We start from the raw sequence: 25830 nt of genomic DNA, 5'->3' as shown, positions 1-25830 counted from the left end.
TTTGCGCCGTCAAATCATGCCAGACTGACCGCCATTCAAGCGCGAGGCACTTCAAAAAGCATAGCCGTAGGAGCGGATGATGGCGCGCGCCTTGTCGCCGCGCAGGTATTGCATGAGGGCGGCCGCGGCGGCATTGTCCTGTGCGGGCTTGAGCACGATGGCGTCCTGGCGAATCGCCTCATGCATGGTGGAGGGCACCATCCAGGCCGAGCCCTCGCGCAGCTTGCCGTCCTCCATCACCTGCGACAGCGCCACAAAGCCCAGCGGCGCATTGCCCGAGGCGACGAACTGATAGGTCTGGGCGATGTTCTCGCCCTGTACCACGCGCGGCTGCACCTGGGCCGTCAGGCCCAGCTTTTCCAGGGTCTGCATGGCGGCCACGCCATAGGGGGCGAGCTTGGGATTGGCGATGGCGATGTGCTTCCAGTCGCTCTTGTTCAGCACCTTGCCTTCGGCGTCCACATAGCCGGCCTGCTTGCTCCACAGCACCAGCTGGCCGATGGCGTAGGTAAAGCGCGTGGCGCCATCGCCCAGGCCTTCCCGGGCGATCTTTTCGGGCGTGCTGTCGTCGGCGGCCAGCAGCACGCCAAACGGTGCGCCGTTGGCAATCTGCGCATAGAACTTGCCCGTGGCGCCGAACGAAAGCGTGGCCTTGTGGCCCGTGTCCTGCTCGAAGGCCGCGGCTATCTTTTGCATGGGCGCGGTGAAGTTGGCCGCCACAGCCACCGAGACCTCGGCGCCCTGGGCCGCGGAGGCGGCCAGCAGCGTCAGCGCCAGAATGTTCCTGCCAGAAAGAAAGCCTCGCATGGGGTGCAACCTCGCTATTCAAAAATGGAATAGCGGTGAGTATAGCCAGCGATTGCCGCTGGGCAGGCCGGTGGGCCGTCATGGCGCCGAGGGCTTCATGCAATGGCCGGGCAGGGCCGTGTGCGTGCTGTCGGCGGGCGGTGAATCGGCCGTCGTGCTCGCCATCGCATAGCACGAAATGGCGGTGCTTCGGGCTTGCACGCGTTCGTTAGGCGTTTGTACGTAGGCATTTGTCCCGTTCATGCGAGGAATTTCCGCCACATATGATGCGCCGCAACATGTAATAGGAGCAAAGTCGCGTCGTGCATTCAGCGTGCGGCGCGGCTGGTGGCAATGAGCGACGTGATACTGAAAACATCCCACCTCACGAAAGAGTTCAAGGGCTTTACCGCCGTGAGCGACGTGAATCTGAGTGTGCAGCGCGGCTCCATCCACGCGCTCATTGGACCCAATGGCGCCGGCAAGACGACCTGCTTCAATCTGCTCACCAAGTTTCTCGTGCCGACCTCGGGCACGATCCATTTCAACGGGCACGACATCACCAACGAACAGCCCGCGCAGATCGCGCGCCGTGGCGTGATCCGCTCGTTCCAGATCTCGGCCGTGTTCCCGCATCTCACGCTGCTGGAGAACGTGCGCCTGGGCCTGCAGCGCAGGCTCGGCACCTCGTTTCACTTCTGGCGCAGCAAGAGCTCTCTCAACCAGCTCAACGACCGCGCACGCGCGCTGCTGGCCGAGGTGGGGCTCGAGGAGCTGGCCGACGAGGTGACGGTGAACCTGCCCTACGGCCGCAAGCGTGCTCTGGAGATCGCCACCACGCTGGCCATGGAGCCCGAGCTCATGCTGCTCGACGAGCCCACGCAGGGCATGGGCCACGAGGACGTGGACCGCGTCACGCAGCTCATCAAGAAGGTGTCGGCAGGCCGCACCATTCTGATGGTCGAGCACAACATGAAGGTCATCTCCACGATCGCCGACCGCATCACGGTGCTGCAACGCGGCGCCGTGCTCGCCGAAGGCAGCTACGAAGAAGTCTCGAACAACCCGCAAGTGATGGAAGCCTATATGGGCACGACCGACGGCGAACTGCAGGGGGCGCATTAAATGAACAACCCCCTGAGCGGCTGCGCCGCTTCCCCCTTCTCTCGCGCTGCGCGCGGGAAGGGGGACGACGCCAGCGCGGCGGGGCGGCCCTTGCGCGGCGTCTGCTGGCCAGGGCGGCGCCGGTTTTTGGCGGCGTGGACGTCGCAAAGTGGTATGGAGAAGTATTGAATGGCGAATACGCCCGCATTGGAAATCAAGGGCCTGCAGGCCTGGTATGGCGAGTCGCATGTGCTGCATGGCGTGGACATGGTGGTGCAGCCCGGTGAGGTGGTGACGCTCTTGGGCCGCAATGGCGCGGGCCGCACCTCGACGCTGCGCGCCATCATGGGGCTGACGGGCGCGCGCAAGGGCTCGATCAAGGTCTATGGCACCGAGACCATTGACCTGCCCACGCACCGCATCGCCCACCTGGGCCTGGGTTACTGCCCCGAGGAGCGCGGCATTTTTTCGAGCCTGTCGTGCGAAGAGAACCTGATGTTGCCGCCCACGCTCAAGACGGGGCAGGCGGGCATGTCGGTCGAAGAGATCTACGCCATGTTCCCCAATCTGGCCGAGCGCAAGAACAGCCAGGGTACGCGCCTGTCGGGCGGCGAGCAGCAGATGCTGGCCGTGGCGCGCATCCTGCGCACGGGCGCCAAGCTGCTGCTGCTCGACGAGATTTCCGAGGGTCTGGCGCCGGTCATCGTGCAGGCGCTCGCGCGCATGATCACCACGCTGCGCGCCAAGGGCTACACCGTGGTCATGGTCGAGCAGAACTTCCGCTTTGCCGCGCCACTGGCCGACCGCTTCTACGTCATGGAACACGGCCGCATCGCCCTGCGCTTCGAGGCCGCCGAGCTCCAGGCCAAGATGCCCGTGCTCAACCAACTGCTGGGCGTGTGAGTCTGCACAGACCAGCGCTTTGTCGATTTCTGACCACCGAGAGAAGGAGAGATACATGAACCGAAAACTCAAGACCCTGGTTGCCGTGCTCGGTGCCGCAGGCATGTCCCTGGCCGCCATGCAGGCCCAGGCGCAGGACAAGGTCAAGATCGGCTTTCTGACCGACATGTCCAGCCTCTATGCGGACGTGGATGGCAAGAATGGCGCGCTTGCCATTCAGATGGCCATCGATGACTTCGGCGGCAAGGTGCTGGGCAAGCCCGTGGAACTGCTCTCGGCCGACCACCAGAACAAGGCCGACATCGCCGCGAGCAAGGCACGCGAGTGGATCGACACCCAGGGCCTGACCATGCTGTTCGGCGGCACCAACTCCGGCACGGCCCTGGCCATGGCCAAGATTGCCGACGAGAAGAAGCGCGTCTTCATGGTCAACGGCGCTGGCTCCTCGGCGCTGACGAACGAGCAGTGCACGCCCTACACCGTGCACTACGCCTACGACACCACGGCGCTGGCCAAGGGCACGGGCGGCGCGGTCGTCAAGCAGGGCGGCAAGACTTGGTTCTTCCTGACGGCCGACTACGCCTTCGGGATGGCCCTGGAGGCCGACACCGCCAAGGTGGTCAAGGAAAACGGTGGTCAGGTGCTGGGCAGCGTGAGACACCCGCTCAACGCCTCGGACTTCTCGTCCTTCCTGTTGCAGGCGCAGAACTCCAAGGCGCAGATCCTCGGCCTGGCCAATGCCGGTGGCGACACCATCAACGCCATCAAGGCCGCCAAGGAATTCGGCATCAACAAGACCATGAAGATGGCCGGCCTGCTGGTGTTCATCACCGACGTCCACAGCCTGGGCCTGAAGAACACCGAGGGCCTGCTGCTGACCACCAGCTGGGACTGGAACCTGAACGACAAATCGCGCGAGTTCGGCAAGAAGTTCTTTGCCAAGACCAAGCGCATGCCCACCGACATCCATGCCGCCAACTACTCGGCGACCATGAACTACCTCAAGGCCGTGCAGGCCGCGGGCACCACCGATGCCGACAAGGTCATGGCCAAGCTCAAGTCCACGCCCATCGACGATTTCTACGCCAAGGGCGTGATCCGTCCCGATGGCCGCTTCGCGCACGACATGTACCTGATGCAGGTGAAGTCGCCCAAGGAGTCGCAGCAGCCCTGGGACTACTACAAGGTCGTGGCCCAGCTGCCGGCCGACCAGGTGTGGACCACCAAGACCGAGAGCAAGTGCGCCCTGTGGAAGTAAGCTGATCCGTTGGGCCCGGCGCATGTCCGGGCCCGTATGGACTGCATCGACAAACCAAGCCCACAAACAGGAGACAACAGATGAACGGAAAACTCGTGACATTGGCCATGGCGCTGGGCGCCGCCGGATTCATGGCAACGCCTGTGCACGCGCAGGACAAGGTCAAGATCGGCTACATCTCGGACATGTCCAGCCTGTACGCCGACCTCGAAGGCAAGGGCGGCGCCACGGCCATTCAGATGGCCATTGACGACTTTGGCGGCAAGGTGCTGGGCAAGCCCATCGAGCTGCTCACCGTGGACCACCAGAACAAGGCCGACATCGCCGCGAGCAAGGCGCGCGAGTGGATAGACACCGAGAACCTGACCATGATCTTCAGCGGTACCAACTCGGGTACCGCGCTGGCGCTGGCCAAGGTGGCGAACGAGAAGAAGCGCGTCATGATCAACAACGGCGCGGCGTCCTCGGCCCTCACCAACGACCAGTGCACGCCCTACACCGTGCACTATGCGTATGACACGGTTGCCCTGTCCAAGGGCCTGGCAGCGGCCATGGTCGAGGGCGGTGACAAGACCTGGTTCTTTCTGACGGCCGACTATGCCTTCGGCCACGCCATGGAGGCCGACGCATCCAAGGTCGTCAAGGACAAGGGCGGCACCGTCGTGAATGCGGTGCGTCACCCGCTCAACGCGTCGGACTTCTCGTCCTTCCTGCTGCAGGCGCAGAACTCCAAGGCTCAGGTGCTGGCGCTCGCCAACGCCGGTGGCGACACCATCAACTCCATCAAGGCGGCCAAGGAGTTCGGTATCGGCAAGACCATGAAGGTCGCGCCCATGCTGGTGTTCTACAGCGATGTGCACAGCCTGGGCCTGAAGAACACCGAAGGCATGCAGTTCGTGACCAGCTGGTACTGGGACATGGATGACGCGTCGCGCAAGTTTGCCGACAAGTACATGGCCAAGACCAAGCGCAGGCCCACCGAGATCCAGGCGGCCGACTACTCTGCCACCATGAACTACCTCAAGGCCGTGCAGGCCGCGGGCACCACCGATGCCGACAAGGTGATGGAGACCTGGCGCGGCATGAAGATGGACGACTTCTTCGCCAAGGGTCAGATCCGCCCCGACGGCCGTTACGTGCATGACATGTACCTGGTCCAGGTCAAGGCGCCCAAGGAGTCCAAGGGCACCTGGGACTATTACAAGATCGTCAAGAAGCTGCCAGGCGACGAGGTGTTCACCACCAAGGCCGAGAGCAAGTGCGCGCTGTGGAAGTAATGGCGCGCTGACTGCTGACAACCCCACCACCCGTAGCGTTCAGTTCAAATGGAAATCTTTGGTGTCTCAATGCCGGCCATGCTGAGCCAGCTCCTGCTGGGGCTGGTCAATGGCTCGTTCTACGCGATCCTCAGTCTGGGTCTGGCCGTGATCTTCGGCCTGCTCAACGTGATCAATTTCGCGCATGGCGCTTTGTTCATGCTGGGGGCGCTGATCACCTGGATGGCCATGAACTACTTCGAGGTCAACTACTGGGTGATGCTGATCGCATCGCCGCTGGTGGTGGGTGTCGTGGGGGTGGTCATAGAACGGCTCTTCCTGCGCTGGATCTACAAGCTTGACCACCTCTATGGCCTGCTGCTCACGCTGGGCCTGACGATGATCATCGAGGGCGTGTTCCGCTCCATCTACGGCGTATCGGGCCTGGGCTATGACACGCCCGAACTCCTCGAGGGCGCGACCAACCTGGGCTTCATGATCCTGCCCAACTACCGTGCGTGGGTGGTGGTCGCATCCATCGTGGTGTGCATTGCCACCTGGTATGTGATCGAGCGGACCAAGCTCGGGGCCTACCTGCGCGCGGGCACCGAGAACCCGCGCCTGGTCGAGGCCTTTGGCGTCAACGTGCCGGTCATGATCACGCTGACCTATGCCTTCGGCGCCGCGCTGGCGGCCTTTGCCGGCGTGCTGGCGGCGCCCGTGTACCAGGTGACGCCGCTCATGGGCCAGAACCTCATCATCGTGGTGTTCGCCGTGGTGGTGATCGGCGGCATGGGCTCCATCATGGGGTCCATCCTCACCGGCCTGGGCCTGGGCGTGATCGAAGGCTTCACCAAGGTCTTCTACCCCGAGGCGTCTTCCACCGTGGTGTTCGTCATCATGGCCATTGTTTTGCTCATCCGCCCCGCCGGCCTGTTCGGCAAGGAAAAGTAAGCCGCAGGGGTGATACACATGAACGTCAAGAAATTCGCACCCATCGGTTACGGCCTGCTGCTGCTGGGCTTGATCATTGCGCCCTTTGCGGGCGCCTATCCGGTGTTCGTGATGAAGCTGCTGTGCTTCGCGCTGTTCGCCTCCGCCTTCAACCTGCTGCTGGGTTATACGGGGCTGCTGTCCTTCGGCCACGCGGCCTTTCTGGGTGGCGCGGCCTATGTGACGGGCCATGCGGTCAAGGTCTGGGGGGCCACGCCCGAGCTGGGTCTGCTGATCGGCACGTTGTCGGGCGCGGTGCTGGGGCTGGTGATGGGCTGGTTCACCATCCGCCGCCAGGGCATCTACGCCACCATGATCACGCTGGCACTGGCGCAGATGCTGTTCTTTGCCGCATTGCAAATGCCCTTCACGGGTGGCGAGGATGGCCTGCAGGGCGTGCCGCGCGGCAAGCTGTTCGGTGTTCTCGATCTGCAAAGCGACATGACCATGTACTACGTGACGCTGGTCATCGTGGTCGCGGCATTCCTGCTCATCGTGCGCACCATCCATTCGCCCTTTGGCCAGGTGCTGCGCGGCATCAAGGAAAACGAGCCGCGCGCCACCTCGCTGGGCTACGACACCAACCGCTTCAAGCTGCTGGCCTTCGTGATCTCGGCGGCCATCGCGGGCCTGGCGGGTTCGCTCAAGACCCTGGTGCTGGGCTTTGCCACGCTGAGCGACGTGCACTGGAGCGCTTCGGGTCACGTGGTGCTGATGACGCTGGTCGGCGGCATGGGCACCTTGAGCGGCCCGCTGGTCGGTGCCGCCGTGGTGGTGGCGCTGGAGAACAAGATCGGTGACCTGGGCACCTTCCTCGCCGGGCTCACGTCCGTCGACTGGTTCAACACCCTGGGCGAGTCGGTGACCATCGTCACGGGCCTGATCTTCGTGATCTGTGTGCTGGCCTTCCGGCGCGGCATCATGGGCGAGATCATTGCGTGGCTGGAGCGCCGTGGCGCGGGAAGCGGCGGATCGCATTGACCTCGCATTGACCTTGCTTCGATCCACGGGTGCATGGGCAGACCATGCACCGCCCAACGGCCATGCCCTGCATGGCCGTTTGGTTTTGTAGCGCACGAGAGCAGAAACGGCACGTCATTTCCGTGAGGCCGGGAATCCAGACGGCGTCACGGGGCAGTCCATGACAACAGGTCACGGGGCTGTATCCCGGCCTTCCCGGGGATGGCGCCCGTGCGGCATCACCCCAGCCGCAGACGCTGTGCGTAGCCCGTCATCTCCAGATAGCCGCGCCCGACCTCGCGCCCCGCCGCATCGCGCAGCAGGCTCAGGCCCTCCCAGTAGATCGCGCCCGTGGAGCCGCGGCTGTCGAGCTCCTGCGCGTCGAGCAGCGCCTGCACGCCAAAACTGCCCGCGGGCGTGTCCACGCGCCATTGCACGGGGTAGAGCGTGCCACTCGTCGGGCTTTGCCAGTGGCGCTGCGGCGTGAAGCGCACCCGCCCTGGCTCGAACGACTGGGCCCTGGCCTCGCCCGCGCGCCGCCATGAGCCGCCTGCCCACAGCGCGCTGCCATCGGCGCGGCGCAGTTGAAAGGCGGTGAGCGCGCTGCCATCGGCGAGGTTCATGCCTATCCAGTCCCAGCCCACGGCGTCGGGCGCCATCAGGGCCTCGCTCCATTCGTGGTCCATCCAGGCGCGACTGGCCGGCCCCGCGGTCACGCGCATGGTGCGGCCGCCCAGCGCGATGCTGCCGCTCACGGCCAGCTGCGGCTGGCTGTAGTAGTAGCTGGCCTGGCCTGGATCGGGCCCCTTGCGCGACAGGCCGTCGGCGCCCTGCAGCAGCACGGGCTGGGTGCTGGCGCAGTCCAGTTTCAGCGCAAAGCCGTCGGCCTGGGCGCGGATCTGGTAACGGCTCGCACCCGGGGCCGGGGCGTCCTGGCGCCGCAGCGACCAGCCGCGCAGGCCAATGTCGCAATCGCCCTCCAGCGCCTGGGCAATGCCGAAGCCCGCGCGCGCGATGCGCTGGTCGTGCAGCTGGCGCGCGCCGTCCACATCGGTCAGCGCCGCATGGGCAAAGATGAGCTGGCGCGCCGCGAACGCCGACCTCAGGCCCTGGGCGGCGTCGACGCGCGAGCGGAAAAACGTGATCTGAAAGCCAAAGCTGCGCCCCTCGGCCAGCGCCTGGCCGGTGATGTACCACCACTCGGTGCGCAGCCCGGGGTGGCTGCCATGGTCCTGCGGAAAGACCAGGGTGCGCGCCGGCAGGGCCAATGCGCGGCCGGGCAGGGCGCCCAGCGCGCCGACCGTGCCCGTGGCGCCCAGGGCCAGCAGCGCGCGCCGGGCAATCACGCCAGCAGCGCCTGCAGCCGCTGCTCTGCCGCACCGCAGTCGCCCATGGTGCGCTCCACCCAGGCCGCATCGTGGTAGGTGGGCAGGTAGCGCTCGCCCGCGTCGCACAGCAGCGAGAGGATGGAGCCCTGCTCGCCGCGCGCACGCATCTCCTGCGCAAGCGTCAGCATGGCGACGAAGTTCGTGCCCGTGGACGGGCCCACGCGCCGGCCCAGCAGCGCAGACAGCAGCCGCATGGCGGCGATGGAGTCCTGATCCTGAATTTCTTCCATGCGATCGACCAGGCTGCGGATGAAGCTCGGCTCCACACGCGGCCGACCAATGCCCTCGATGCGCGAGCCCGGCGCCGTGAGCGTCGCGTCGCCCGTGCGGTGGTAGGCACCGAACACCGAGCCGGCCGGGTCGGCCACGCAGACCCCGGTGGCGTGGCGCTGGTAGCGCACATAGCGGCCTATGGTGGCACTGGTGCCGCCCGTCCCGGCGCCGACCACGATCCAGCGCGGGATAGGGTGGCGCTCGCGCCGCATCTGCGTGAACATGCTCTCGGCGATGTTGTTGTTGCCGCGCCAGTCCGTCGCACGCTCGGCGTAGGTGAACTGGTCCATGTAATGGCCGCCCGTGTCCTGCGCGATGGCGCGCGCCGCGTCGTAGACCTCGCCCGCGCTGTCCACGAAGTGGCAGCGCCCGCCGTAGAACTCGATGAGTGCGATCTTCTCGGCCGAGGTGCTGCGCGGCATCACGGCCACGAAGGGCAGGCACAGCAGGCGCGCGAAATAGGCCTCGCTCACGGCCGTGGAGCCGCTCGAGGCCTCGACGATGGTCGAGCCCTCGCGCACCCAGCCGTTGCACAGCGCGTACAGAAACAGCGAGCGCGCGAGGCGATGCTTGAGGCTGCCCGTGGGGTGGGTGGATTCGTCCTTGAGGTAGAGGTCTATGCCGGCCGCCTGGAAGGCCGGCAGCGGCAGCGGAATCAAATGCGTGTCGGCGCTGCGCTGGTAGTCGGCCTCGATGCGGTCTATGGCCTGGTGCAGCCAGGCGCTGCTGTTGTGTGGAGTGAGGTGGTTGCGGGTCGGCATGGGGCGCATTGTGCCCCTCTACCAGTCTTCCTTGACGGCCAGAATGGCGTCCTGCGCCGCTGCCATGCGGCCCGCGATCCAGGCCGTTGCCGTGCCCACGGCCACCACCGCCGTGGCCAGCGCGGCCAGGCGCGGCCAGGGCAGGGACATGTCCATGGTCCAGTGAAAGCTCTGCGGGTTGACCACATGCACCAGCACAGTGGCCACGGCCAGGCCCAGCAGCAGGCCGGCGAGCGCGCCCACGGCCGTCCAGGCTGCGCCCTCGGCCGCGACCACGGTCAATATTTGGCGCCGCGTCAGGCCCAGATGGGCGAGCAGGCCGAACTCCTTGCGCCGCGCCAGCACCTGGGCGCTGAAGCTCGCCGCCACGCCGAACAGGCCGATGGCAATGGCCACGGCCTGCAGCCAGTAGGTGACGGCAAAGCTGCGGTCGAAGATGGCGAGCGACCGGGCGCGTATGGCCTCGGCCGAGGTGAGTTCGAGCGTGGCGGCCGCCGCATCGCCCAGGCTCGCGCGTGCCTGGGCCAGCAGCGGCTCGCGCAGCTGGGCGGCGGTTGCGCCCGCCGCGGGCCACAGCGCGATGTCGCTGGCGCGTGCGTCGCCCGTCAACCGCGCGAAGTCCTCACTGTCCATGGTGACCGCGCCATGCTGGCGCACATAGTCGCGCCACACGCCTGCTACGAAAAACGTAGCTGACAGCGCCCGTCCGCCGGGCGCTGGAGCCCCAAAAGCCTTTGAAAACTCCGACCAGTCCCCACCCGGGGCCACGCCATAGAGCTGCACCACGGCCTCGCTCACGTACAGGCCCACGCGCCCCGGCGGCACGGGCAGGGCGGGCGCCGTCAGTGGCAATGCCTGGGCCGGGTCGGCGCCCAGGGGGCGCGCCAGCAGCGTGAGCGCCGGCCGATCGGGCGCGAGCTGCAGGCTGCTGGTGCGCATGGCCTGCACGCGGGCTATGCCCGGCAGCTGCGCGAGCCGGGCGGCAAAGTCGGGCGGAAAGACGGCGGCCTCGTCCCCGCTGATGCCGCCGGCGCCGCCCGCTGCGCGCAGGTACAGCGGCGCGGGCAGCACGCTGTCGAGCCACTGGACCAGCGAGTCGCGAAAGCTGCTCACCATCACCGTGAGCGCCACGGCCAGGCTGAGCGCGGCAACCACGCCGCCCACGGCCACGGCGGCGCTCTGGCGCATGCGGCGCGCGCGCTCCAGCGCCAGCAGGGCCAGGGCGTTGCCCGCCGCCAGCGGCAGCACGCGCGTGACCAGCGCCTGCACCAGCGGTGGCAGCAGCGCCATGCCGCCCACGAGCAGCAGGCCCACCGCCACATAGGCGGCAACAGGAATGCCGTTTACGGGTGGAACGCCCGCCAGTAAAGCGGCAGCAGCTATCAAAACAATACCAATCCAGGCGTGACTGGCGGCTCCGCCCTGGCTGCCCAGCCCCTTGAGGGTTTGTGCCGGCGGCAGCCGCTGCGCATGGCGTGCGGGCCACCAGCCACCGGCGAGCGCCGCGGCCAGACCGAGCAGCGCGTAGAGCAGGGCGGCGCCCGGGCTCCATTGCAGCGTGGGCTGCACGCCCGCAAAGTAGCCCCCGCCCAGGTCGCCGCCCAGCAGCTGCAGTGCCAGCGCGGCCAGGGCCGTGCCCAGCGCCACCCCTACCACGCTGCCCACGAGGCCCAGCGCGCAGGATTCGAGCAGCACCAGCGCCAGCCGCTCGCGCGGCGTGGCGCCCAGCACGGCCAGCAGCGCCAGCTGCGGCGCGCGCTGCGCGACGCTGAGCGCCAGCACCGAATACACGAGGAAGGCACCCGTGAACAGCGCCACGAGCGCCAGGACCGTGAGGTTGACGCGGTAGGCGCGCGACAGGCTGTCCACGCGCTGCAGGGCATCCTGCGGCTCGGCAAACTGCACGCCCTCGGGCCAGTCGGGCAGGGCGGTCAGCGCGGCCTGCAGCTGTTCGCGCGTGTGGCCCGGGCGCAGGCGCAGGTCCAGACGCGTGAGCTGGCCCGCGCGGCCCCAGAGGTCCTGCGCCGCGCCGATGTCCATGACCGCCAGCGGCGGGCCATTGGCGGCCACCGTGCCGGCCACGCGCACGCTGTGCGTCGCCAGGCCCGCGCGCAGCGTGAGCGGCGGTGTGTCGGCGGTGATGGTCAGCAGCCCGAGCGCCTGCTGCGCGGCCGGGTTCAGGAACACCGTGGCCGGTGCCAGCATGTCCAGGCGTTCGGCGCCCTCGCGCAGGCGCGGGGCCAGGTCCGGCGCCATGTCGGGCAGCAGCAGCATGTCCGCGCCCAGCAGGCGCAGGGCCACGCCCGGCTGCGAGGCGTCGGAGGTCTTTGTGGTGGCGCGCACAGACAGCTCGAGCCAGGGGCTCGCGAGCTCCACTTGCGGCTGGGCCGCGACCAGGCCGTAGAGCGATTCGGGCAGCGCGCCGCGTGCCGCGCGCAGCTCCAGGTCGGGCCGGCCCTGCACCGATCGCACGGCCTGGCTGAACTCGGCCAGCGCCGAGGCATTGATCACATGCACGGCAAAGCCCAGCGCCACGCCCAGCATCACGGCGGCCACGGCGGCCGTGCTGCGCCAGGGATGGCGGCGCAGCGCGGTCCAGGAGAAAGTGCGGAGCAGGGCGGGCAGCATGCGCCGATTGTGCTGCGGCATGCCGCCATGCGCCGGGTTTGCGCCATGTCAATCCCTGGGCTGCGATGGCTCTTGAACCACGGGGGCATGGGCCTATATAGGTTGCAACAGGCAAGCTTGACCTGCCTGGCCCCCCTGAAAACGGTTCACATCAACGAAGGAGTTTGACCATGAGTTCACTGATCACGCGCGGTAGCCTGTTCGACGATTTCTTCAAGGATTTCGCGCCCGGTTTCTACGTGCGCCCGCTGCATGGCGACGCGCTGCCCGAGGCATCGCAGATCAAGATCGACGTGAAGGAGGATGACGCCGCCTACACCGTGCATGCCGAGGTGCCGGGCGTGCCCAAGGAGGACATCAACGTCTCCATCGACGGCAATGTGGTCAGCCTGCGCGCCGAGGTGCGCCAGCACGACCAGAAGAAAGAGGGCGAGAAGGTGCTGCGCAGCGAGCGCTACTACGGCTCCGTGGCGCGCAGCTTCCAGCTGCCCGTGGAGGTCGATGCCGCCCAGGCCAAGGCTCGCTATGACAACGGCGTGCTGGTGCTCTCGCTGCCCAAGAAGCAGGGCAACAAGACGCAGCGACTGGCGATCGAGTAAGGGCGCACCAGCATCGCCTTGGGGATGCGGCCACGGCCCGCATCCCCTTCACGGCGCAGCCGTGGCCGGCGTCATGACATGGACGCTTCGCATCGGGCCATGTCGCGCGGCGGCTGCGGCAGCAGGCCAAACCCCAGGGCCGCGAGCGCGAGCAGCGCCGCAATGCCCGCCATCACGGCCGCGAACGGATCGCTCAGGGCAGCGTCCATGGCCAGCAGCGCGATCAGTCCCGTGACCCACTGCATGGCGGCCACGCCGAGAAACATGGCCATGGTGAACACCGCCATGGCACGGCCCGTGAGGGCCGCCGGATAGGCGGCGCGCACATCCGCATACTGCAGCACGATGAAGCCCGACAGCAGGCCGATGAGCAGCATGCAGACCACGTCCAGCCATGCCGAGTTCCACAGGGCCATGGCGCCGAAGTGCAAGGCCAGCAGCAGGGTGCAGGCGACGATCCAGCGCCGCCGCGTCACCGGCCCCGGGTCCAGGCGGCCGAACACCATGGGCCCGACCAGGGCCACCACCGACAGCGCCAGCGCCACGTTGCCGCTTTGCACCAGCGAAAAGCCATGGCGCTCGATCAGCATGGGACCGAGCCACAGCCCGCGCAGCGAGATCAGAGCCGCATAGCTGACCGCGCCGAGCACGACGATGCCCCAGGTGTGCGGCAGCAGGAACAGCGCGGCAAAGCGCTGCACGGCCTCGCGCACCGATTCGCGCGGTGCATCGCTCGCGGCGGTGGTGGCCGGCTCATGCACGCTGCGCCATATCCAAAGCCATGCCAGCAGGGCCAGCAGCGCGAGCACGGCAAAGCCCATGCGCCATGACGACTGCTCGACCACCCAGGCCAGCGGCGTGCCCGTGAACAGCATGCCCAGCGTGCCCAGCGCCATGGCCATGCCCGACATGGCGGCAAAGCGCTGGGCCGGGAAATGTCGCGCGATGAACACCGTGCACACCAGAAAGGCCGGCGCGCAGCCCACGCCGATCAGCGCCTGCCCCAGCACCAAGAGGCCAAAGCCCGGCGCCATGGCCGACAGCAGCGCGCCCGCGATGCACAGCGGAAACGCCACCAGGATGGTGCGACGCACGCCGTACAGGTCTATGCCTATGCCCATGAACAACTGCATGGCGCCAAAGGTGAAGTGAAAAGTGGCAGCAAACAGCCCCAGCGCCTGGGGCGAGAGCCCGAAGTCCGCCTGCAGCGGCGCGGCCAGGATGGCAGCGACGGTGCGAAAGGCCGAACTCAGCGCAAACCCCGAGGTCAGCGCCACCAGCATCAGCAGGGCCAGGCGGGGCGACATGGGGTCATGGGTGGCGGGGGGAGAGAACGGGCTGTGGCTGGTGTTGGGCATGGGTGGCAAGCCTACACCGGGCGCGGCACTCGCGTGCCACCGCGCAAACGATAATGCGCGGTTTGTTTGTTGTCAGGACTATTGCGTGGACACTCTCTTGCTGCTCAAGGCCGCCATCATGGGCGTGGTCGAAGGGCTGACCGAATTTCTTCCCATCTCCTCCACGGGCCACCTGATCCTGGCGGGGTCACTGCTGGGTTTTGACGACGCCAAGGCCAAGGTGTTCGACATCGCGATCCAGACGGGCGCGATCTTCGCGGTGATCCTGGTGTACTGGCAGAAGATCCGCGCCACGCTGGTTGCTCTGCCCAGCCAGCGCCAGGCGCAGCGCTTTGCGCTCAATGTGCTGATCGGCTTCTTCCCGGCCGTGCTGCTGGGCCTGCTGCTGGGCAAGGCCATCAAGGCGCATCTGTTCACGCCCACGGTGGTGGCGTCCACCTTCATCATCGGCGGCTTCATCATCCTGTGGGCGGAGCGGCGCCAGCAGGGCACGGTGCGCATCCAGTCGGTTGACGACATGGGCCCAGTCGATGCCTTGAAGGTCGGTCTCGTGCAATGCCTGGCCATGATCCCGGGCACGAGCCGAAGCGGCGCCACCATCATCGGCGGCATGCTGTTGGGCCTGTCGCGCAAGGCGGCGACGGACTATTCCTTCTTCCTGGCCATTCCCACGCTGATCGGCGCGGGCGCCTACAGCCTGTACAAGGAGCGCGCTCTGCTGTCTGCAGATGATGTGCCCCTGTTCGCCGTGGGCCTGGTGTTCTCGTTCATCAGCGCCTGGCTGTGCGTGCGCTGGCTGCTGCGCTACATCAGCACACACAGCTTCACGCCGTTTGCCTATTACCGCATCGTGTTCGGGCTGGTGGTGCTGGCCACGGCCTGGACGGGCATGGTGACCTGGGCCGAGTGACGGGCATCAGGCGGTGAGCCGCTCCAGGTTGAGCAGCGCCGCCTCGATCGCCGCGGCCGTCGCCAGGGGCTGCTCCATGGGAAACAAATGGCTGCCGTCGAGCATCATCACGCGCCCCTGGGTGATGCGCCGCGTCATGGCCATGCCCACATGGCGCATCTCCACCGAGTCGCGCCCGCCGATGAAGGCCGCCGGGCAGCGCAGCGGGTGTGCCTGCAGCAGCCGCCCCAGGTTGTGCGGCAGGGTGTTGTAGATCTGGGTCTCGACGGCGCGGTCAAAGCGCAGCACGCGCCTGCCGTCCTGATCCTCCAGGCCATGGGTCACATAGTCGCGCAACACGCGCGCGTCCCAGCGCGCAAACGCCTTCTTGCGCCGGAAATGCTCCAGCGCCTCCTCCGTGCTGTCCCAGCTGTTTCTGCGCGCGCGGCTGATGCGCCCGGGCGACACCGCGCCCACCACCTGTGCCTGCTTGGCCATGCTCAGGGCGCCGGCGCGCCAGCCGCCGATCAGCGGTGAGTCGATGAGCAGCACGCCGCGCGCGAGCTCGGGGTGGCGCGCGGCCGCCATCACGCTCAGGAATCCGCCGAGTGAATGGCCCACGAGGAAGGCCTGCTCGCCCGTGCGCTGCTGCTCCTCGGCGGCGAAGTCCGCCAGTTGCTGCACCAGATGCGGCCAGTTGTTGGAGACGGGGTAGCGCGCGTCGTGGCCGAAGCGCTCCACGGCGCCAAGCGTGAAGCCGCGCTCGCGCAGCGCGTCGAACAGCACGCGGTAGGTGCCGGCGGGAAAGCTGTTGGCGTGGGAAAAGATGATGCGTGCCATGGCGTCGATCTTCTCATGGGCCCGAACCCTTTCGCGCCCGCCATGGCGGCGCGGGCCGCTATCATCTTTGGTCTCTGAACTGGAGAAGCCCCCCGTGTCTACCCCCAAGCGTTTCCCAGCCCCTCATGGATTGTCCTGCGCGGGGCGCATGCGTGTGGGGGCGGCGCTGGCCGTTGTGGCCGTGGCCCTGCTGGCGCTGGGTGGCGCATGGTGGTTTCAGGCACGCGAGAAGGCCGGGCAAGAGCTGGGCCAGGGCGCGCAAGGGCCGTCCGCGCAGCCCGTGTCGGTGGGGCGCGTGGAGCGGCGCGACATGCGCGTGCTCGTCGGCGCCATAGGCACGCTGCAATCGCGCGCCACGGCCGTGGTGCGTGCCAAGGTCAGCGGCGAGCTCAAGGCCCTGCATTTCAAGGAGGGCGACGAGGTGCGCGCCGGCCAGCTGCTGGCCGAGATCGACCCGCGCGGCTACCAGGCCACGTTCGACCAGACGCGCGGCACGCTGCTGCGCGACCAGGCCCTGCTCAGAAACGCGCGGCTCGACCTGCAGCGCTATCAAGAGCTGCTGGCGCAGGACTCGATCGCGAGCCAGCAGGTGGACACCCAGGCGGCCCTGGTGCGCCAGTACGAGGGCACGGTGGCGGCCGACCAGGCGCAGGTGGACGCCGCGCGCCTGCAGCTGTCCTACACGCGCATCGTCGCGCCCATCGCCGGGCGCCTGGGCCTGCGCCAGGCCGACCTGGGCAATGTGGTCAACCCCGGCGACGCCAACGGCATCGTCACCATCACCCAGCTGCGCCCCATCGACGCCGTGTTTGCCGTGCCCCAGGCGCAGCTGGCCCGCATCCGCGAGCGCCAGGCACGGGGCACGGAGCTGCCCGTGGAGCTCTGGGACCGCGAGCAGACCCGCATCCTGGCGCGCGGGCGCCTGGGCGCGCTGGATAACGCAATCGACCCCACGACCGACACGCTCAAGGTCAAGGCCGCGTTTGCCAATGCCGATGGCCAGCTGTTTCCCAACCAGTTCGTCAACGTGCGGCTGCAGGTGGATCTGCTGCCCGCCGTGCTCACCGTGCCCACGGCGGCCGTGCAGAACGGCTATGTCTACCTGGTGCAGGACGACGACACGGTGACGCAGCGGCGCCTGCGCGTGGGCGTGGTCGATGGCGAGCGCGTGAGCGTGGAGGGCGACCTGCCCGAGGGCGCGCGCGTCGTCACCGACGGGCTGGACCGCCTGCGCGAGGGCGCCAAGGTGCTGGTCATAGACGCGCAGGCGACGCCGGCCCCCGCGGCCGCAAGGCCCGCCGGCGCGCGCTGAGGGCGACGGCGCGCCGACATCGAACGCCGCGAAGCCATGAACCTGTCGCGCCTCTTCATCCTGCGCCCGGTCGCCACCTCGCTCTTGATGGTGGCGATTCTGATCGCGGGCCTGCTGGCCTGGCGGCTGCTGCCGGTCTCGGCCCTGCCCGAGGTGGACTACCCCACGATCCAGGTGACCACGCTCTACCCCGGCGCCAGCCCCGATGTGATGACCTCCAGCGTCACCGCGCCGCTCGAGCGCCAGCTCGGCCAGATGCCGGGGCTGGCGCAGATGTCCTCGACGAGCTCGGGCGGGGCCTCGGTGATCACGCTGCGCTTTGCGCTCGACATGCCGCTCGACGTGGCCGAGCAGCAGGTGCAGGCGGCCATCAACGCCGGGGCCAACCTGCTGCCGTCCGACCTGCCCATGCCGCCGCTCTACAGCAAGGTGAACCCGGCGGACGCGCCCATTCTCACGCTGGCCATCACCTCGCCCAGCCTGCCGGTGATACGCGTCAACGACCTGGTGGAGAACCGCCTCGCGCCCAGGCTCTCGCAGGTCCAGGGCGTGGGCCTGGTGGCGATCGCCGGCGGGCGCCGGCCGGCCGTGCGCATACAGGCCAATCCGCAGGCGCTGGCCTCGGTGGGGTTGGCGCTGGAGGATCTGCGCGGCGCCATCGCCGCGGCCAACGTCAGGCAGCCCAAGGGCGGCTTCGACGGGCCGCTGCGCGCCACCACCATCGATGCCAACGACCAGCTGCAGTCGGCGCAGGAATACCGCGACCTGATCGTCGCCTATCGCGCCGGCCGCCCGGTGCGCCTGGCGGACGTGGCCGACACCGTGGACGACGCCGAGAACACGCGCCTCGCTGCCTGGGCCGGCATGCCCGGCCAGGGCGCCAAGGCCGGCGTGATCCTCAACATCAAGCGCCAGCCCGGCGCCAACGTGATCGCCACCGTGGACCGCGTCAAGGCGCTGCTGCCCCAGCTGCAGGAGACCCTGCCCGCGGGGCTGGACGTGCAGGTGCTCACGGACCGCACGGTCACCATACGCGCCTCGGTGCGCGACATGCAGGCCGAGCTGCTGCTGGCCGTGGCCCTGGTGGTGGCGGTGATCTTCGTGTTCCTCAGGAGCGGCACGGCCACGCTGATCCCCAGCCTGGCGGTGCCGCTGTCGCTCATCGGCAGCTTTGGCGTGATGTATCTGGCGGGCTTTTCGATCAACAACCTGACGCTGATGGCGCTCACCATCGCCACCGGCTTCGTGGTCGATGACGCCATCGTGATGATCGAGAATATTGCCCGCTATGTGGAGCAGGGCGAGGCGCCGCTGGCGGCGGCGCTCAAGGGCGCCCAGCAAATCGGCTTCACCATCATCTCGCTGACCATCTCGCTGATCGCGGTGCTGATTCCGCTCCTGTTCATGGGCGACGTGGTGGGGCGGCTGTTCCACGAGTTCGCCATCACCATGGCGGTGGCGATACTGATCTCGGCCGTGATCTCGCTGACCTTCACGCCCATGCTGTGCGCGCGCCTGCTGCGCCGCACGCCCGAGGACGGGCACGGCCGCCTCTACCGGGCCACGGGGCGCTTCTGGGAGCGCACCATTGCGCTCTATGGCCGGGCGCTGGCCGTGGTGCTCGCGCACAGGGCATGGGTGTGGGCCGCGTTCCTGGCCACGCTGGCGCTCACGGTGCTGCTCTATGTGGTGCTGCCCAAGGGCTTTTTCCCGGTGCAGGACACGGGCACGCTACAGGCCACCACGGTGGCCGACCAGGGCATTTCGTTTGCCGCCATGGCCGAGCGCCAGCGGCAGATGGCCGAGCGCATCCTGCGCGACCCGGCGGTCAAGAGCGTGTCCTCGTTCATCGGCGTCGATGGCAGCAACACCACGCTCAACACCGGGCGCATGCAGATCGACCTCAAGCCCCATGGCGAGCGCGACGCCCTGGCCGTGGTGCTGCGCCGCCTGAGCGACGACACGGCCCGCCTGCCCGGCATGCAGCTGTACCTGCAGCCGGTGCAGGACCTGACCATAGAGGACCGCGTGGCGCGCACGCAGTACCAGCTGTTGCTGTCCTCGCCCGACGCCGCGCAGCTCGCCAGGAGCGGCCAGGCGTTGCTGGCGCGGCTGCGCGCCGCGCCGGGGCTGCTGGACGTGGCTGGCGACCAGCAGGACCAGGGCCGCCAGGCCTATGTGCAGATCGACCGCGCCCAGGCCAGCCGCCTGGGCGTGAGCGTGGCGGCCATAGACCAGGCGCTCTACAACGCCTTCGGCCAGCGGCTCATCTCCACCATCTTCACGCAGTCCAACCAGTACCGCGTGGTGCTGGAGGTGGCGCCGCAGTTCCGCCTCGGGCCCGAGGCGCTGGCCGCCATCTACGTGCCGTCCACGGCCGGCGTGCCGGTGCCGCTGTCGTCACTCGCCCGCGTCGAGGAGCGCAGCATGGCTCTGGCCGTGCACCATGTGGGCCAGCTGCCGGCGAGCACGATCTCGTTCAACACCGCGCCGGGCGTGTCGCTGGGAGAGGCCGTCAAGGCCATCGAGGCGGCGCGCGATGCGCTGCGGGCAGAGGGGCAGATGCCGATCTCGGTGGACATGGAGTTCCAGGGCGCGGCGCTGGCCTTTCAGGCATCGCTCACCAACACGCTGCTGCTCATCCTGGCCGCGGTGGTGACGATGTACATCGTGCTCGGCGTGCTCTACGAGAGCACCATCCACCCGGTCACCATCCTGTCCACGCTGCCGTCGGCGGGGGTGGGGGCGCTGCTGGCGCTGTGGCTGGCGGGGCTGGAGATCGACATCATCGCCGTCATCGGCATCGTGCTCTTGATCGGCATCGTGAAGAAGAACGCCATCATGATGATCGACTTCGCACTCGATGCGCAGCGCAAGGACGGCCTGCCCGCGCAGGAGGCGATCTTCCAGGCCTGCCTGCTGCGCTTTCGGCCCATCCTCATGACCACGCTGGCGGCGCTGCTGGGTGCCCTTCCGCTGATGCTGGGCCAGGGCGTGGGCAGCGAGCTGCGCCACCCGCTGGGCGTGACCATGGTCGGCGGGCTGATCCTGAGCCAGCTGCTCACGCTGTTCACCACGCCGGTGATTTATCTGACCTTTGAGGGGTGGGCGCAGCGGTGGCGTGGGCGTGGTTTGGGGGCTGGGGTGAAAAATGCCTGAAGCCGGTTGTGGGTGGGCGTGGGTAGCTACTCTTTTTGAGGTGGCTGGCCGGGATGTGCGCCCGGCGGCGCACTCACTTTCTTTTGCTTCGCCAAAAGAAAGTAAGCAAAGAAAAGGCGACCCTGCTGTCCGTGTCCCTTCGCTTCGCTACGGGCAACCTGCGGTGCTCGCGCATGGGGTGTGCCGCATAACTCACTGCGCGCCCGCGGCGCTCCGTTCAAACAAATGCGGCAAGTCAGACCACGAAGCATGGGCGCTTCGACGCCCATGCACACCCCATGCGCTGCGCTCCTCGGCACGGCCAGAAGGGAACCCGCGACACGGGCCATCGCTGCGCTCGGCCCCGCGGGGCGTAGGCGCTCTGCGCCGCGCAATACCAGGCCGAGCGCAGCGATGGCCCGACTCGGGCTGTTCACCCCCCTTGGGCTGCGCCTGTGGCGGGGCGCTTGCGGGGTGGCATGCGCGTCGGAGCGCGCATGCTTCGTGGTCTGACTTGCCGCGGTTGTCTGAGCGGAGCGCGTCAGCGCGCAGCGAGTTCTGCGGCACACCCCGCAAGTGCCCCGGCACAGGTTTGCCCCGTAGCGCAGCGAAGGGGTCGCAGACTTGGGGTCGCCTTTTCTTTGCTTACTTTCTTTTGGCGAAGCAAAAGAAAGTGAGTGCGCCGCCGGGCGCATATCCCGGCCGACAACGCACAAACTCACAGCCAAGGCACAAAACCGAAGGGGCAACAACATGAGCCCCTCCACCCCCTTCATCCACCGCCCCATAGGCACGATGCTGCTCACCCTCGGCCTGGTGCTGGCCGGCGTGGTGTCGTTCTTTCTGCTGCCCGTGGCGCCGCTGCCGCAGGTGGACTACCCGACCATTTCCGTCACCGCCAACCTGCCTGGCGCCAGCCCCGACACCATGGCCGCCACGGTGGCCACGCCGCTCGAGCGCTCGCTCGGCGCGATTGCCGGCGTCAACGAGATCACCTCGCGCTCCACGCTGGGCAGTACGCGCATCACGCTGCAGTTCGACCTCTCGCGCAGCGTGGACGGCGCGGCGCGCGACGTGCAGGCCGCGCTCAACGCGGCGCGCACGCTGCTGCCCACGGGCATGCCCAGCAACCCCACCTACCGCAAGATCAACCCGGCGGACGCGCCCATCATGATCCTGGCGCTCACGTCGGACAGCCTCACGCGCGGCCAGATGTATGACGCGGCCTCCACCGTGCTCGCGCAAAAGCTCTCCCAGGTCGAGGGCGTGGGCCAGGCGGCCGTGAGCGGCGGCGCGCTGCCCGCGGTGCGTGTGGAACTGGACCCGCTGCGCCTGGCGGCCAACGGCATCGCGCTCGAGCAGGTGCGCCAGGCGATCACGGCCAACAACGCCAACCGCCCGCTGGGCGCCGTCGAGCGCGAGGACCATTACTGGCAGATCGCCGCCAACGACCAGGCGCGCACGGCCGCCGAGTACGCGCCGCTGGTGCTGCGCTGGAACAACGGCCAGGCCGTGCGCCTGTCGGACGTCGCCGAGGTGCTCGACTCCGTGCAGGACGTGCGCAACTACGGCGTCGCCAACGGCCAGCCGGCCATCCTGCTGCAGGTGTTCAAGCAACCCGGCGCCAACATCCTCGAGGCCGTGGACAAGGTGCGCGCGCTGCTGCCGCAGCTCAAGGCATCGATCCCCGCGGCCATCGACCTGACCGTGGTGTCCGACCGCACGCCCACGCTGCGTGCCTCGGTGCAGGAGGTCGAGCGCGCGCTGCTCATCGCCGTGGCGCTGGTGATCCTGGTGGTGTTTTTGTTCCTGCGCAACGGGCGCGCGGCGCTCGTGCCGGCCGTGGCCGTGCCGGCGTCGCTGGCCGGCACCTTCGGCGTGATGTACCTGGCGGGCTACACGCTGGACAACCTCTCGCTGATGGCGCTCACCGTGGCCACGGGGTTTGTGGTGGACGACGCCATCGTGGTGCTCGAGAACATCCTGCGCCACATGGAGCGCGGCAAGAGCGCGCTGCAGGCGGCGCTCGAGGGCGCGCGCGAGATCGGCTTCACCGTGGTCTCCATGAGCCTGTCGCTCGTCGCCGTGTTCGTGCCGATTCTGTTCATGGGCGGCATCGTCGGGCGCTTCTTTCGCGAGTTCGCCGTGGTCATGTCGGCCGCCATCCTGGTCTCCATGGTGGTGTCGCTCACCACCACGCCCATGATGTGCGCCCACCTGCTGCGCACGGCGCCCGCGCCGCGGCCCGGCCCCTGGGCGCGCGTGGCCGCCTGGCTGGGCCGGCTCGAGCGCGCCAGCCAGCGCGCCTACCGCCGCAGCCTGGCCTGGGGGCTGCGCCACCAGCCGCTGGTGCTGCTGGCGCTGGCCGGCGTGGTGGCGCTCAACGTGCATCTGTACCGCAGCATCGACAAGGGCTTCATGCCCGAGCAGGACACGGGCCGCATCATGGGCTTCATCCGCGCGGACCAGGCCAGCTCCTACCAGGCGATGGAGCAGCGCATCAAGCGCTTTCTGGCCATCGTGCAGCAGGACCCCGCGGTGGAGTACGTCACAGGCTACACGGGGGGCTGGCAGATCAACGCGGCGAGCATGTTCATGACGCTCAAGCCGCTCTCCGAGCGCAAGGCCTCGTCCGACGAGGTGATACAGCGCCTGCGCGACAAGCTCAAGGACGAGCCGGGCGCGCGCCTGTTCATGATGAAGCAGTCGGACGTGCGCATCGGCGGGCGCCAGAGCATGGCCTCGTTCGACTACACGCTGCAGGCCGACGGCGTGGAGGAACTGCGCCAGTGGGAGCCGCGCATACGCCGGGCCATGAGCCAGCTGCCCGAGCTCGAGGACGTGAACAGCGACGTGCAGGACTTTGGCGAGCAGACCACGCTGGTGCTCGACCGCGACGCGATCAAGCGCCTGGGCCTGTCCGTGGCGCAGGTGGACGCCACGCTGAACGACGCCTTCGGCCAGCGCCAGGTGGGCGTGATCTACAACCCGCTGAACCAGTACCGCGTGGTCATGGAGGCCGCGCCGCGCTTTCTGCAAAGCCCCGAGACGCTGCGCGGCTTCTTCTTCGTGAACGCGAGCGGCGAGCCCGTGCCGCTCACGGCGTTCGCGCGCATCACCACCAGCAACACGCCGCTGGCCGTGAACCACCAGGCCGGCACGCCCGCCAGCACCATCAGCTACGGCCTGGCCCAGGGCGTGTCGCTGTCGCAGGCCAACGACGCCATACGCGCCGCCGTGGCGCAACTGGGCGTGCCGGTGTCGGTGCGCGGCAGCTTCAGCGGCACGGCCGGGGCGTTTCAGCAGTCGCTGGCGGGTCAGCCGCTTCTGATCCTCGCGGCCATCGTGAGCATCTACCTGGTGCTGGGCATGCTCTACGAAGACCTGGTGCACCCGATGACCATCCTGTCTACGCTGCCCTCGGCCGGCGTGGGTGCGCTGCTCGCGCTGATGCTGTTCAGGACCGAGTTCTCGCTCATCGCCTTCATCGGCGTGATCCTGCTCATAGGCATCGTGAAGAAGAACGCCATCATGATGATCGACTTCGCGCTCGCTCGCGAAAAGGCCGGCCATGCCACGCCCGCCCAGGCCATCTACCGCGCCTGCGACCTGCGCCTGCGCCCCATCCTCATGACCAGCCTGGCCGCCATCATGGGTGCGCTGCCGCTGGCCCTGGGCCAGGGCATAGGGGCCGAGCTGCGCCGGCCGCTGGGCATTGCCATCGTCGGTGGGCTGCTGGTGAGCCAGCTGCTCACGCTCTACACCACGCCCGTGGTCTATGTGCAGCTCGACCGCCTGCGCCGGCGCCTGCGCGCGGGCGGCGGGCATCTCTGGACAATCATGGTCAAAAAGGCCACCAGCGCAGACGGGACAAGCGCATGAAGCTATCAAAACTGATGTTTGTTGGGGCAGCTCTGGCGCTGGCCGGCTGCGCCAGCGCGCCGCCCCACGAGCCGCCGGCCATGGACCTGCCCGCGGGCTTCAAACAGGCCACGGCCCAGGCCGCGGCCCAGGGCATATGGCAGCCGGTGCCGCAGCCGGTGCAGCCTGCTGCGGCCGGCGCCGTGGTCGTTGGCGCCTCGTGGTGGACGCTGTTTGGCGACGCCACGCTCGACCGCCTGCAGCAGCGGGCCGAGGCCGGCAACCCCGGCATCGCCCAGGCCGTGGCGCGCTGGCGCGCGGCCCAGGCCGCGCTCGCGGGCAGCCGTGCGGGCCTGTCGCCCACGCTGGGTGTGGGCGCCAGCGCCCAGCGCGCGCGCAGCGGCGCCGCGGGGAGCGGAGCCATTACCAGCACCAGCGACCAGATCGGCCTGAACGCAAGCTGGGAGCTGGACCTGTGGGGGCGCCTGTCCGCCGCGGTGGACGCCGCCAGCGCCGACGCCCAGGCCAGCGCCGCCGACCTGGCGGCCGCGCGCCTGTCGCTGCAGGCGCAGCTCGCCCAGAGCTACTTCGCGCTGCGCACGGCCGAGGCCCAGCAGCGGCTGCTGCAGGAAACTCTGGCGGCCTACGAGCAGAGCTGGCAGCTCACACGCAACCGCCAGCGCGCCGGCGTCGCATCGAGCGCCGACGTGGCCCAGGCCGAGGCCCAGTACAAGAGCGCCCAGGCCCAGTGGCTGGAGGCGGGCGCCACGCGCGCGCAGCAGGAGCATGCGCTCGCGGCCCTGATCGGCGTGGCGCCCGCGGCCCTGGACCTGCCGGCGACGGGCGCGCTGCCCGCGCCGCCGCTGGTGCCGGCCGAGCTGCCCGCGCGCCTCTTGCAGCGCCGCCCCGACATCGCCGCCGCCCAGCTGCGCGTGGCCGCCGCCAACGCCGATCTGGGCGTGGCCCGCGCGGCCTACTTCCCGGCGCTCACGCTGTCGGCGGCGGCGGGCTACCGCGGCACGCAGCTCGCGGGCCTGATCAGCGCGCCGCATTTGTTCTGGTCGCTGGGCCCGGCGCTGGCCGCCACGCTGATCGACGGCGGCGCGCGCGCGGCGGCCGTGGATTCGGCACGCGCCGCGCTCGATCTGGCGACGGCCGGCTACCGCCAGAGCGTGCTCACGGCGCTGCAGGAGGTCGAGGACAACCTCGTCGCCGCAAGCACCCTGGCCGAGCAGCAGCAGGTGCAGGCCGAGGCCCTGGCCGCCGCGCAAAAGGCGCTGGTTGTCATCAACAACCAGTACAAGGCCGGCACCGTGGGCTACCTCAACGTGCTCACGGCGCAGACCGCGGTGATGAGCGCCCAGAGCGGCCTGATCGGCGTGAAGAACCGCCGCCTGCTGGCGACCAGCACGCTGCTCAAGAACCTGGCGGGGGGCTGGGATGGGGGCGAGGTGTGATGCAGAACCGGCGCAGGTCGTGAAGGCTGTTGATGTGCATGACCACGGCATGCAGGTTCGTCATCC

At 68.5% G+C, this 25830-nt stretch carries 17 protein-coding genes and 1 pseudogene; 12 read left to right on the top strand and 6 right to left on the bottom strand.

Annotation, left to right across the window (positions count from 1 at the left end):
- Positions 1–51 precede the first annotated feature (51 nt).
- Positions 52–807, bottom strand: coding sequence for a molybdate ABC transporter substrate-binding protein (gene modA, locus ABUE11_RS12880; protein ID WP_367065643.1), 756 nt, complete (start codon positions 805–807; stop codon positions 52–54).
- 333 nt (positions 808–1140) lie between these two features.
- On the opposite strand from modA, the gene ABUE11_RS12875 reads away from it, so the two are divergent.
- The 6 genes from ABUE11_RS12875 to ABUE11_RS12850 all read left to right on the top strand — a co-directional run bounded on the left by ABUE11_RS12875 (position 1141) and on the right by ABUE11_RS12850 (position 7281).
- Positions 1141–1911: an ABC transporter ATP-binding protein gene (locus ABUE11_RS12875; RefSeq protein WP_367065642.1), complete on the top strand. Its 771-nt coding sequence runs from the start codon at positions 1141–1143 to the stop codon at positions 1909–1911.
- A gap of 168 nt (positions 1912–2079) precedes the next feature.
- Positions 2080–2793, top strand: a complete 714-nt coding sequence (locus tag ABUE11_RS12870; RefSeq protein ID WP_367065641.1) for an ABC transporter ATP-binding protein — start codon at positions 2080–2082, stop codon at positions 2791–2793.
- A gap of 55 nt (positions 2794–2848) precedes the next feature.
- Positions 2849–4051 carry an ABC transporter substrate-binding protein gene (locus tag ABUE11_RS12865; RefSeq protein WP_367065639.1) on the top strand — a complete coding sequence of 401 codons (1203 nt, stop codon included), beginning with the start codon at positions 2849–2851 and terminating at the stop codon, positions 4049–4051.
- A gap of 80 nt (positions 4052–4131) precedes the next feature.
- Positions 4132–5328 (top strand): ABC transporter substrate-binding protein, encoded by a 1197-nt coding sequence (locus ABUE11_RS12860; RefSeq protein ID WP_367065638.1) that lies wholly within the window; start codon positions 4132–4134, stop codon positions 5326–5328.
- A 48-nt stretch (positions 5329–5376) separates the two neighbouring features.
- Positions 5377–6261: a branched-chain amino acid ABC transporter permease gene (locus tag ABUE11_RS12855; RefSeq protein ID WP_367065637.1), complete on the top strand. Its 885-nt coding sequence runs from the start codon at positions 5377–5379 to the stop codon at positions 6259–6261.
- Between the two features lie 18 nt (positions 6262–6279).
- Complete coding sequence (locus ABUE11_RS12850) at positions 6280–7281, top strand: branched-chain amino acid ABC transporter permease (RefSeq protein WP_367065636.1); 1002 nt, start codon at positions 6280–6282, stop codon at positions 7279–7281.
- Between the two features lie 218 nt (positions 7282–7499).
- Here the strand turns inward: ABUE11_RS12850 and ABUE11_RS12845 are convergent, their stop codons facing one another.
- The 3 genes from ABUE11_RS12845 to ABUE11_RS12835 are packed head-to-tail and all read right to left on the bottom strand — an operon-like array spanning position 7500 to position 12310.
- Positions 7500–8606 carry a carotenoid 1,2-hydratase gene (locus tag ABUE11_RS12845; protein WP_367065635.1) on the bottom strand — a complete coding sequence of 369 codons (1107 nt, stop codon included), beginning with the start codon at positions 8604–8606 and terminating at the stop codon, positions 7500–7502.
- Positions 8603–9682 carry a PLP-dependent cysteine synthase family protein gene (locus tag ABUE11_RS12840; protein ID WP_367065634.1) on the bottom strand — a complete coding sequence of 360 codons (1080 nt, stop codon included), beginning with the start codon at positions 9680–9682 and terminating at the stop codon, positions 8603–8605. The genes ABUE11_RS12845 and ABUE11_RS12840 overlap by 4 nt, the downstream gene beginning before the upstream one ends.
- An 18-nt stretch (positions 9683–9700) precedes the next feature.
- Positions 9701–12310, bottom strand: coding sequence for an FtsX-like permease family protein (locus ABUE11_RS12835; protein WP_367065633.1), 2610 nt, complete (start codon positions 12308–12310; stop codon positions 9701–9703).
- Positions 12311–12480: 170 nt separating this feature from the next.
- On the opposite strand from ABUE11_RS12835, the gene ABUE11_RS12830 reads away from it, so the two are divergent.
- Positions 12481–12909: an Hsp20/alpha crystallin family protein gene (locus tag ABUE11_RS12830; protein ID WP_367065632.1), complete on the top strand. Its 429-nt coding sequence runs from the start codon at positions 12481–12483 to the stop codon at positions 12907–12909.
- A gap of 71 nt (positions 12910–12980) precedes the next feature.
- Here ABUE11_RS12830 and ABUE11_RS12825 read toward each other — a convergent pair whose 3' ends face one another.
- The gene (locus tag ABUE11_RS12825; protein WP_367065631.1) at positions 12981–14267 is read right to left on the bottom strand and encodes an MFS transporter; all 1287 of its coding nucleotides are present in this window, start codon (positions 14265–14267) and stop codon (positions 12981–12983) included.
- Between the two features lie 85 nt (positions 14268–14352).
- Between ABUE11_RS12825 and ABUE11_RS12820 the strand changes: the two genes are divergently transcribed.
- The gene (locus ABUE11_RS12820) at positions 14353–15177 is read left to right on the top strand and encodes an undecaprenyl-diphosphate phosphatase (protein ID WP_367065629.1); all 825 of its coding nucleotides are present in this window, start codon (positions 14353–14355) and stop codon (positions 15175–15177) included.
- Between the two features lie 6 nt (positions 15178–15183).
- Here the strand turns inward: ABUE11_RS12820 and ABUE11_RS12815 are convergent, their stop codons facing one another.
- Complete coding sequence (locus ABUE11_RS12815) at positions 15184–15996, bottom strand: alpha/beta hydrolase (protein ID WP_367065628.1); 813 nt, start codon at positions 15994–15996, stop codon at positions 15184–15186.
- A 148-nt stretch (positions 15997–16144) separates the two neighbouring features.
- Here ABUE11_RS12815 and ABUE11_RS12810 point away from each other — a divergent pair.
- From ABUE11_RS12810 to ABUE11_RS12795, 4 genes and pseudogenes are all read left to right on the top strand, one after another.
- A pseudogene (locus ABUE11_RS12810) lies at positions 16145–17260 on the top strand (efflux RND transporter periplasmic adaptor subunit); the annotation flags it as partial.
- An 84-nt stretch (positions 17261–17344) separates the two neighbouring features.
- Positions 17345–20467, top strand: a complete 3123-nt coding sequence (locus ABUE11_RS12805; RefSeq protein ID WP_367065627.1) for a multidrug efflux RND transporter permease subunit — start codon at positions 17345–17347, stop codon at positions 20465–20467.
- A gap of 732 nt (positions 20468–21199) precedes the next feature.
- The gene (locus ABUE11_RS12800) at positions 21200–24328 is read left to right on the top strand and encodes an efflux RND transporter permease subunit (RefSeq protein ID WP_367065626.1); all 3129 of its coding nucleotides are present in this window, start codon (positions 21200–21202) and stop codon (positions 24326–24328) included.
- Positions 24325–25764, top strand: coding sequence for an efflux transporter outer membrane subunit (locus tag ABUE11_RS12795; protein WP_367065625.1), 1440 nt, complete (start codon positions 24325–24327; stop codon positions 25762–25764). Before ABUE11_RS12800 ends, ABUE11_RS12795 begins: the two co-directional genes overlap by 4 nt.
- Positions 25765–25830: the final 66 nt, after the last annotated feature.

This window comes from Oryzisolibacter sp. LB2S (assembly GCF_040732315.1).
GTDB classification, from domain to species: Bacteria; Pseudomonadota; Gammaproteobacteria; order Burkholderiales; family Burkholderiaceae_C; genus Alicycliphilus; species Alicycliphilus soli.
This window is presented reverse-complemented; position numbering and strand designations above follow the sequence as displayed.

Excerpts from the sequence above, each read along its gene's own strand:
- modA (WP_367065643.1), bottom strand. The coding sequence starts at position 807 with ATGCGAGGCTTTCTTTCTGGCAGGAACATTCTGGCGCTGACGCTGCTG.
- ABUE11_RS12875 (WP_367065642.1), top strand. The coding sequence starts at position 1,141 with ATGAGCGACGTGATACTGAAAACATCCCACCTCACGAAAGAGTTCAAG.
- ABUE11_RS12870 (WP_367065641.1), top strand. The coding sequence starts at position 2,080 with ATGGCGAATACGCCCGCATTGGAAATCAAGGGCCTGCAGGCCTGGTAT.
- ABUE11_RS12865 (WP_367065639.1), top strand. The coding sequence starts at position 2,849 with ATGAACCGAAAACTCAAGACCCTGGTTGCCGTGCTCGGTGCCGCAGGC.
- ABUE11_RS12860 (WP_367065638.1), top strand. The coding sequence starts at position 4,132 with ATGAACGGAAAACTCGTGACATTGGCCATGGCGCTGGGCGCCGCCGGA.
- ABUE11_RS12855 (WP_367065637.1), top strand. The coding sequence starts at position 5,377 with ATGGAAATCTTTGGTGTCTCAATGCCGGCCATGCTGAGCCAGCTCCTG.
- ABUE11_RS12850 (WP_367065636.1), top strand. The coding sequence starts at position 6,280 with ATGAACGTCAAGAAATTCGCACCCATCGGTTACGGCCTGCTGCTGCTG.
- ABUE11_RS12840 (WP_367065634.1), bottom strand. The coding sequence starts at position 9,682 with ATGCCGACCCGCAACCACCTCACTCCACACAACAGCAGCGCCTGGCTG.
- ABUE11_RS12835 (WP_367065633.1), bottom strand. The coding sequence starts at position 12,310 with ATGCTGCCCGCCCTGCTCCGCACTTTCTCCTGGACCGCGCTGCGCCGC.
- ABUE11_RS12830 (WP_367065632.1), top strand. The coding sequence starts at position 12,481 with ATGAGTTCACTGATCACGCGCGGTAGCCTGTTCGACGATTTCTTCAAG.
- ABUE11_RS12825 (WP_367065631.1), bottom strand. The coding sequence starts at position 14,267 with ATGCCCAACACCAGCCACAGCCCGTTCTCTCCCCCCGCCACCCATGAC.
- ABUE11_RS12815 (WP_367065628.1), bottom strand. The coding sequence starts at position 15,996 with ATGGCACGCATCATCTTTTCCCACGCCAACAGCTTTCCCGCCGGCACC.
- ABUE11_RS12805 (WP_367065627.1), top strand. The coding sequence starts at position 17,345 with ATGAACCTGTCGCGCCTCTTCATCCTGCGCCCGGTCGCCACCTCGCTC.
- ABUE11_RS12800 (WP_367065626.1), top strand. The coding sequence starts at position 21,200 with ATGAGCCCCTCCACCCCCTTCATCCACCGCCCCATAGGCACGATGCTG.
- ABUE11_RS12795 (WP_367065625.1), top strand. The coding sequence starts at position 24,325 with ATGAAGCTATCAAAACTGATGTTTGTTGGGGCAGCTCTGGCGCTGGCC.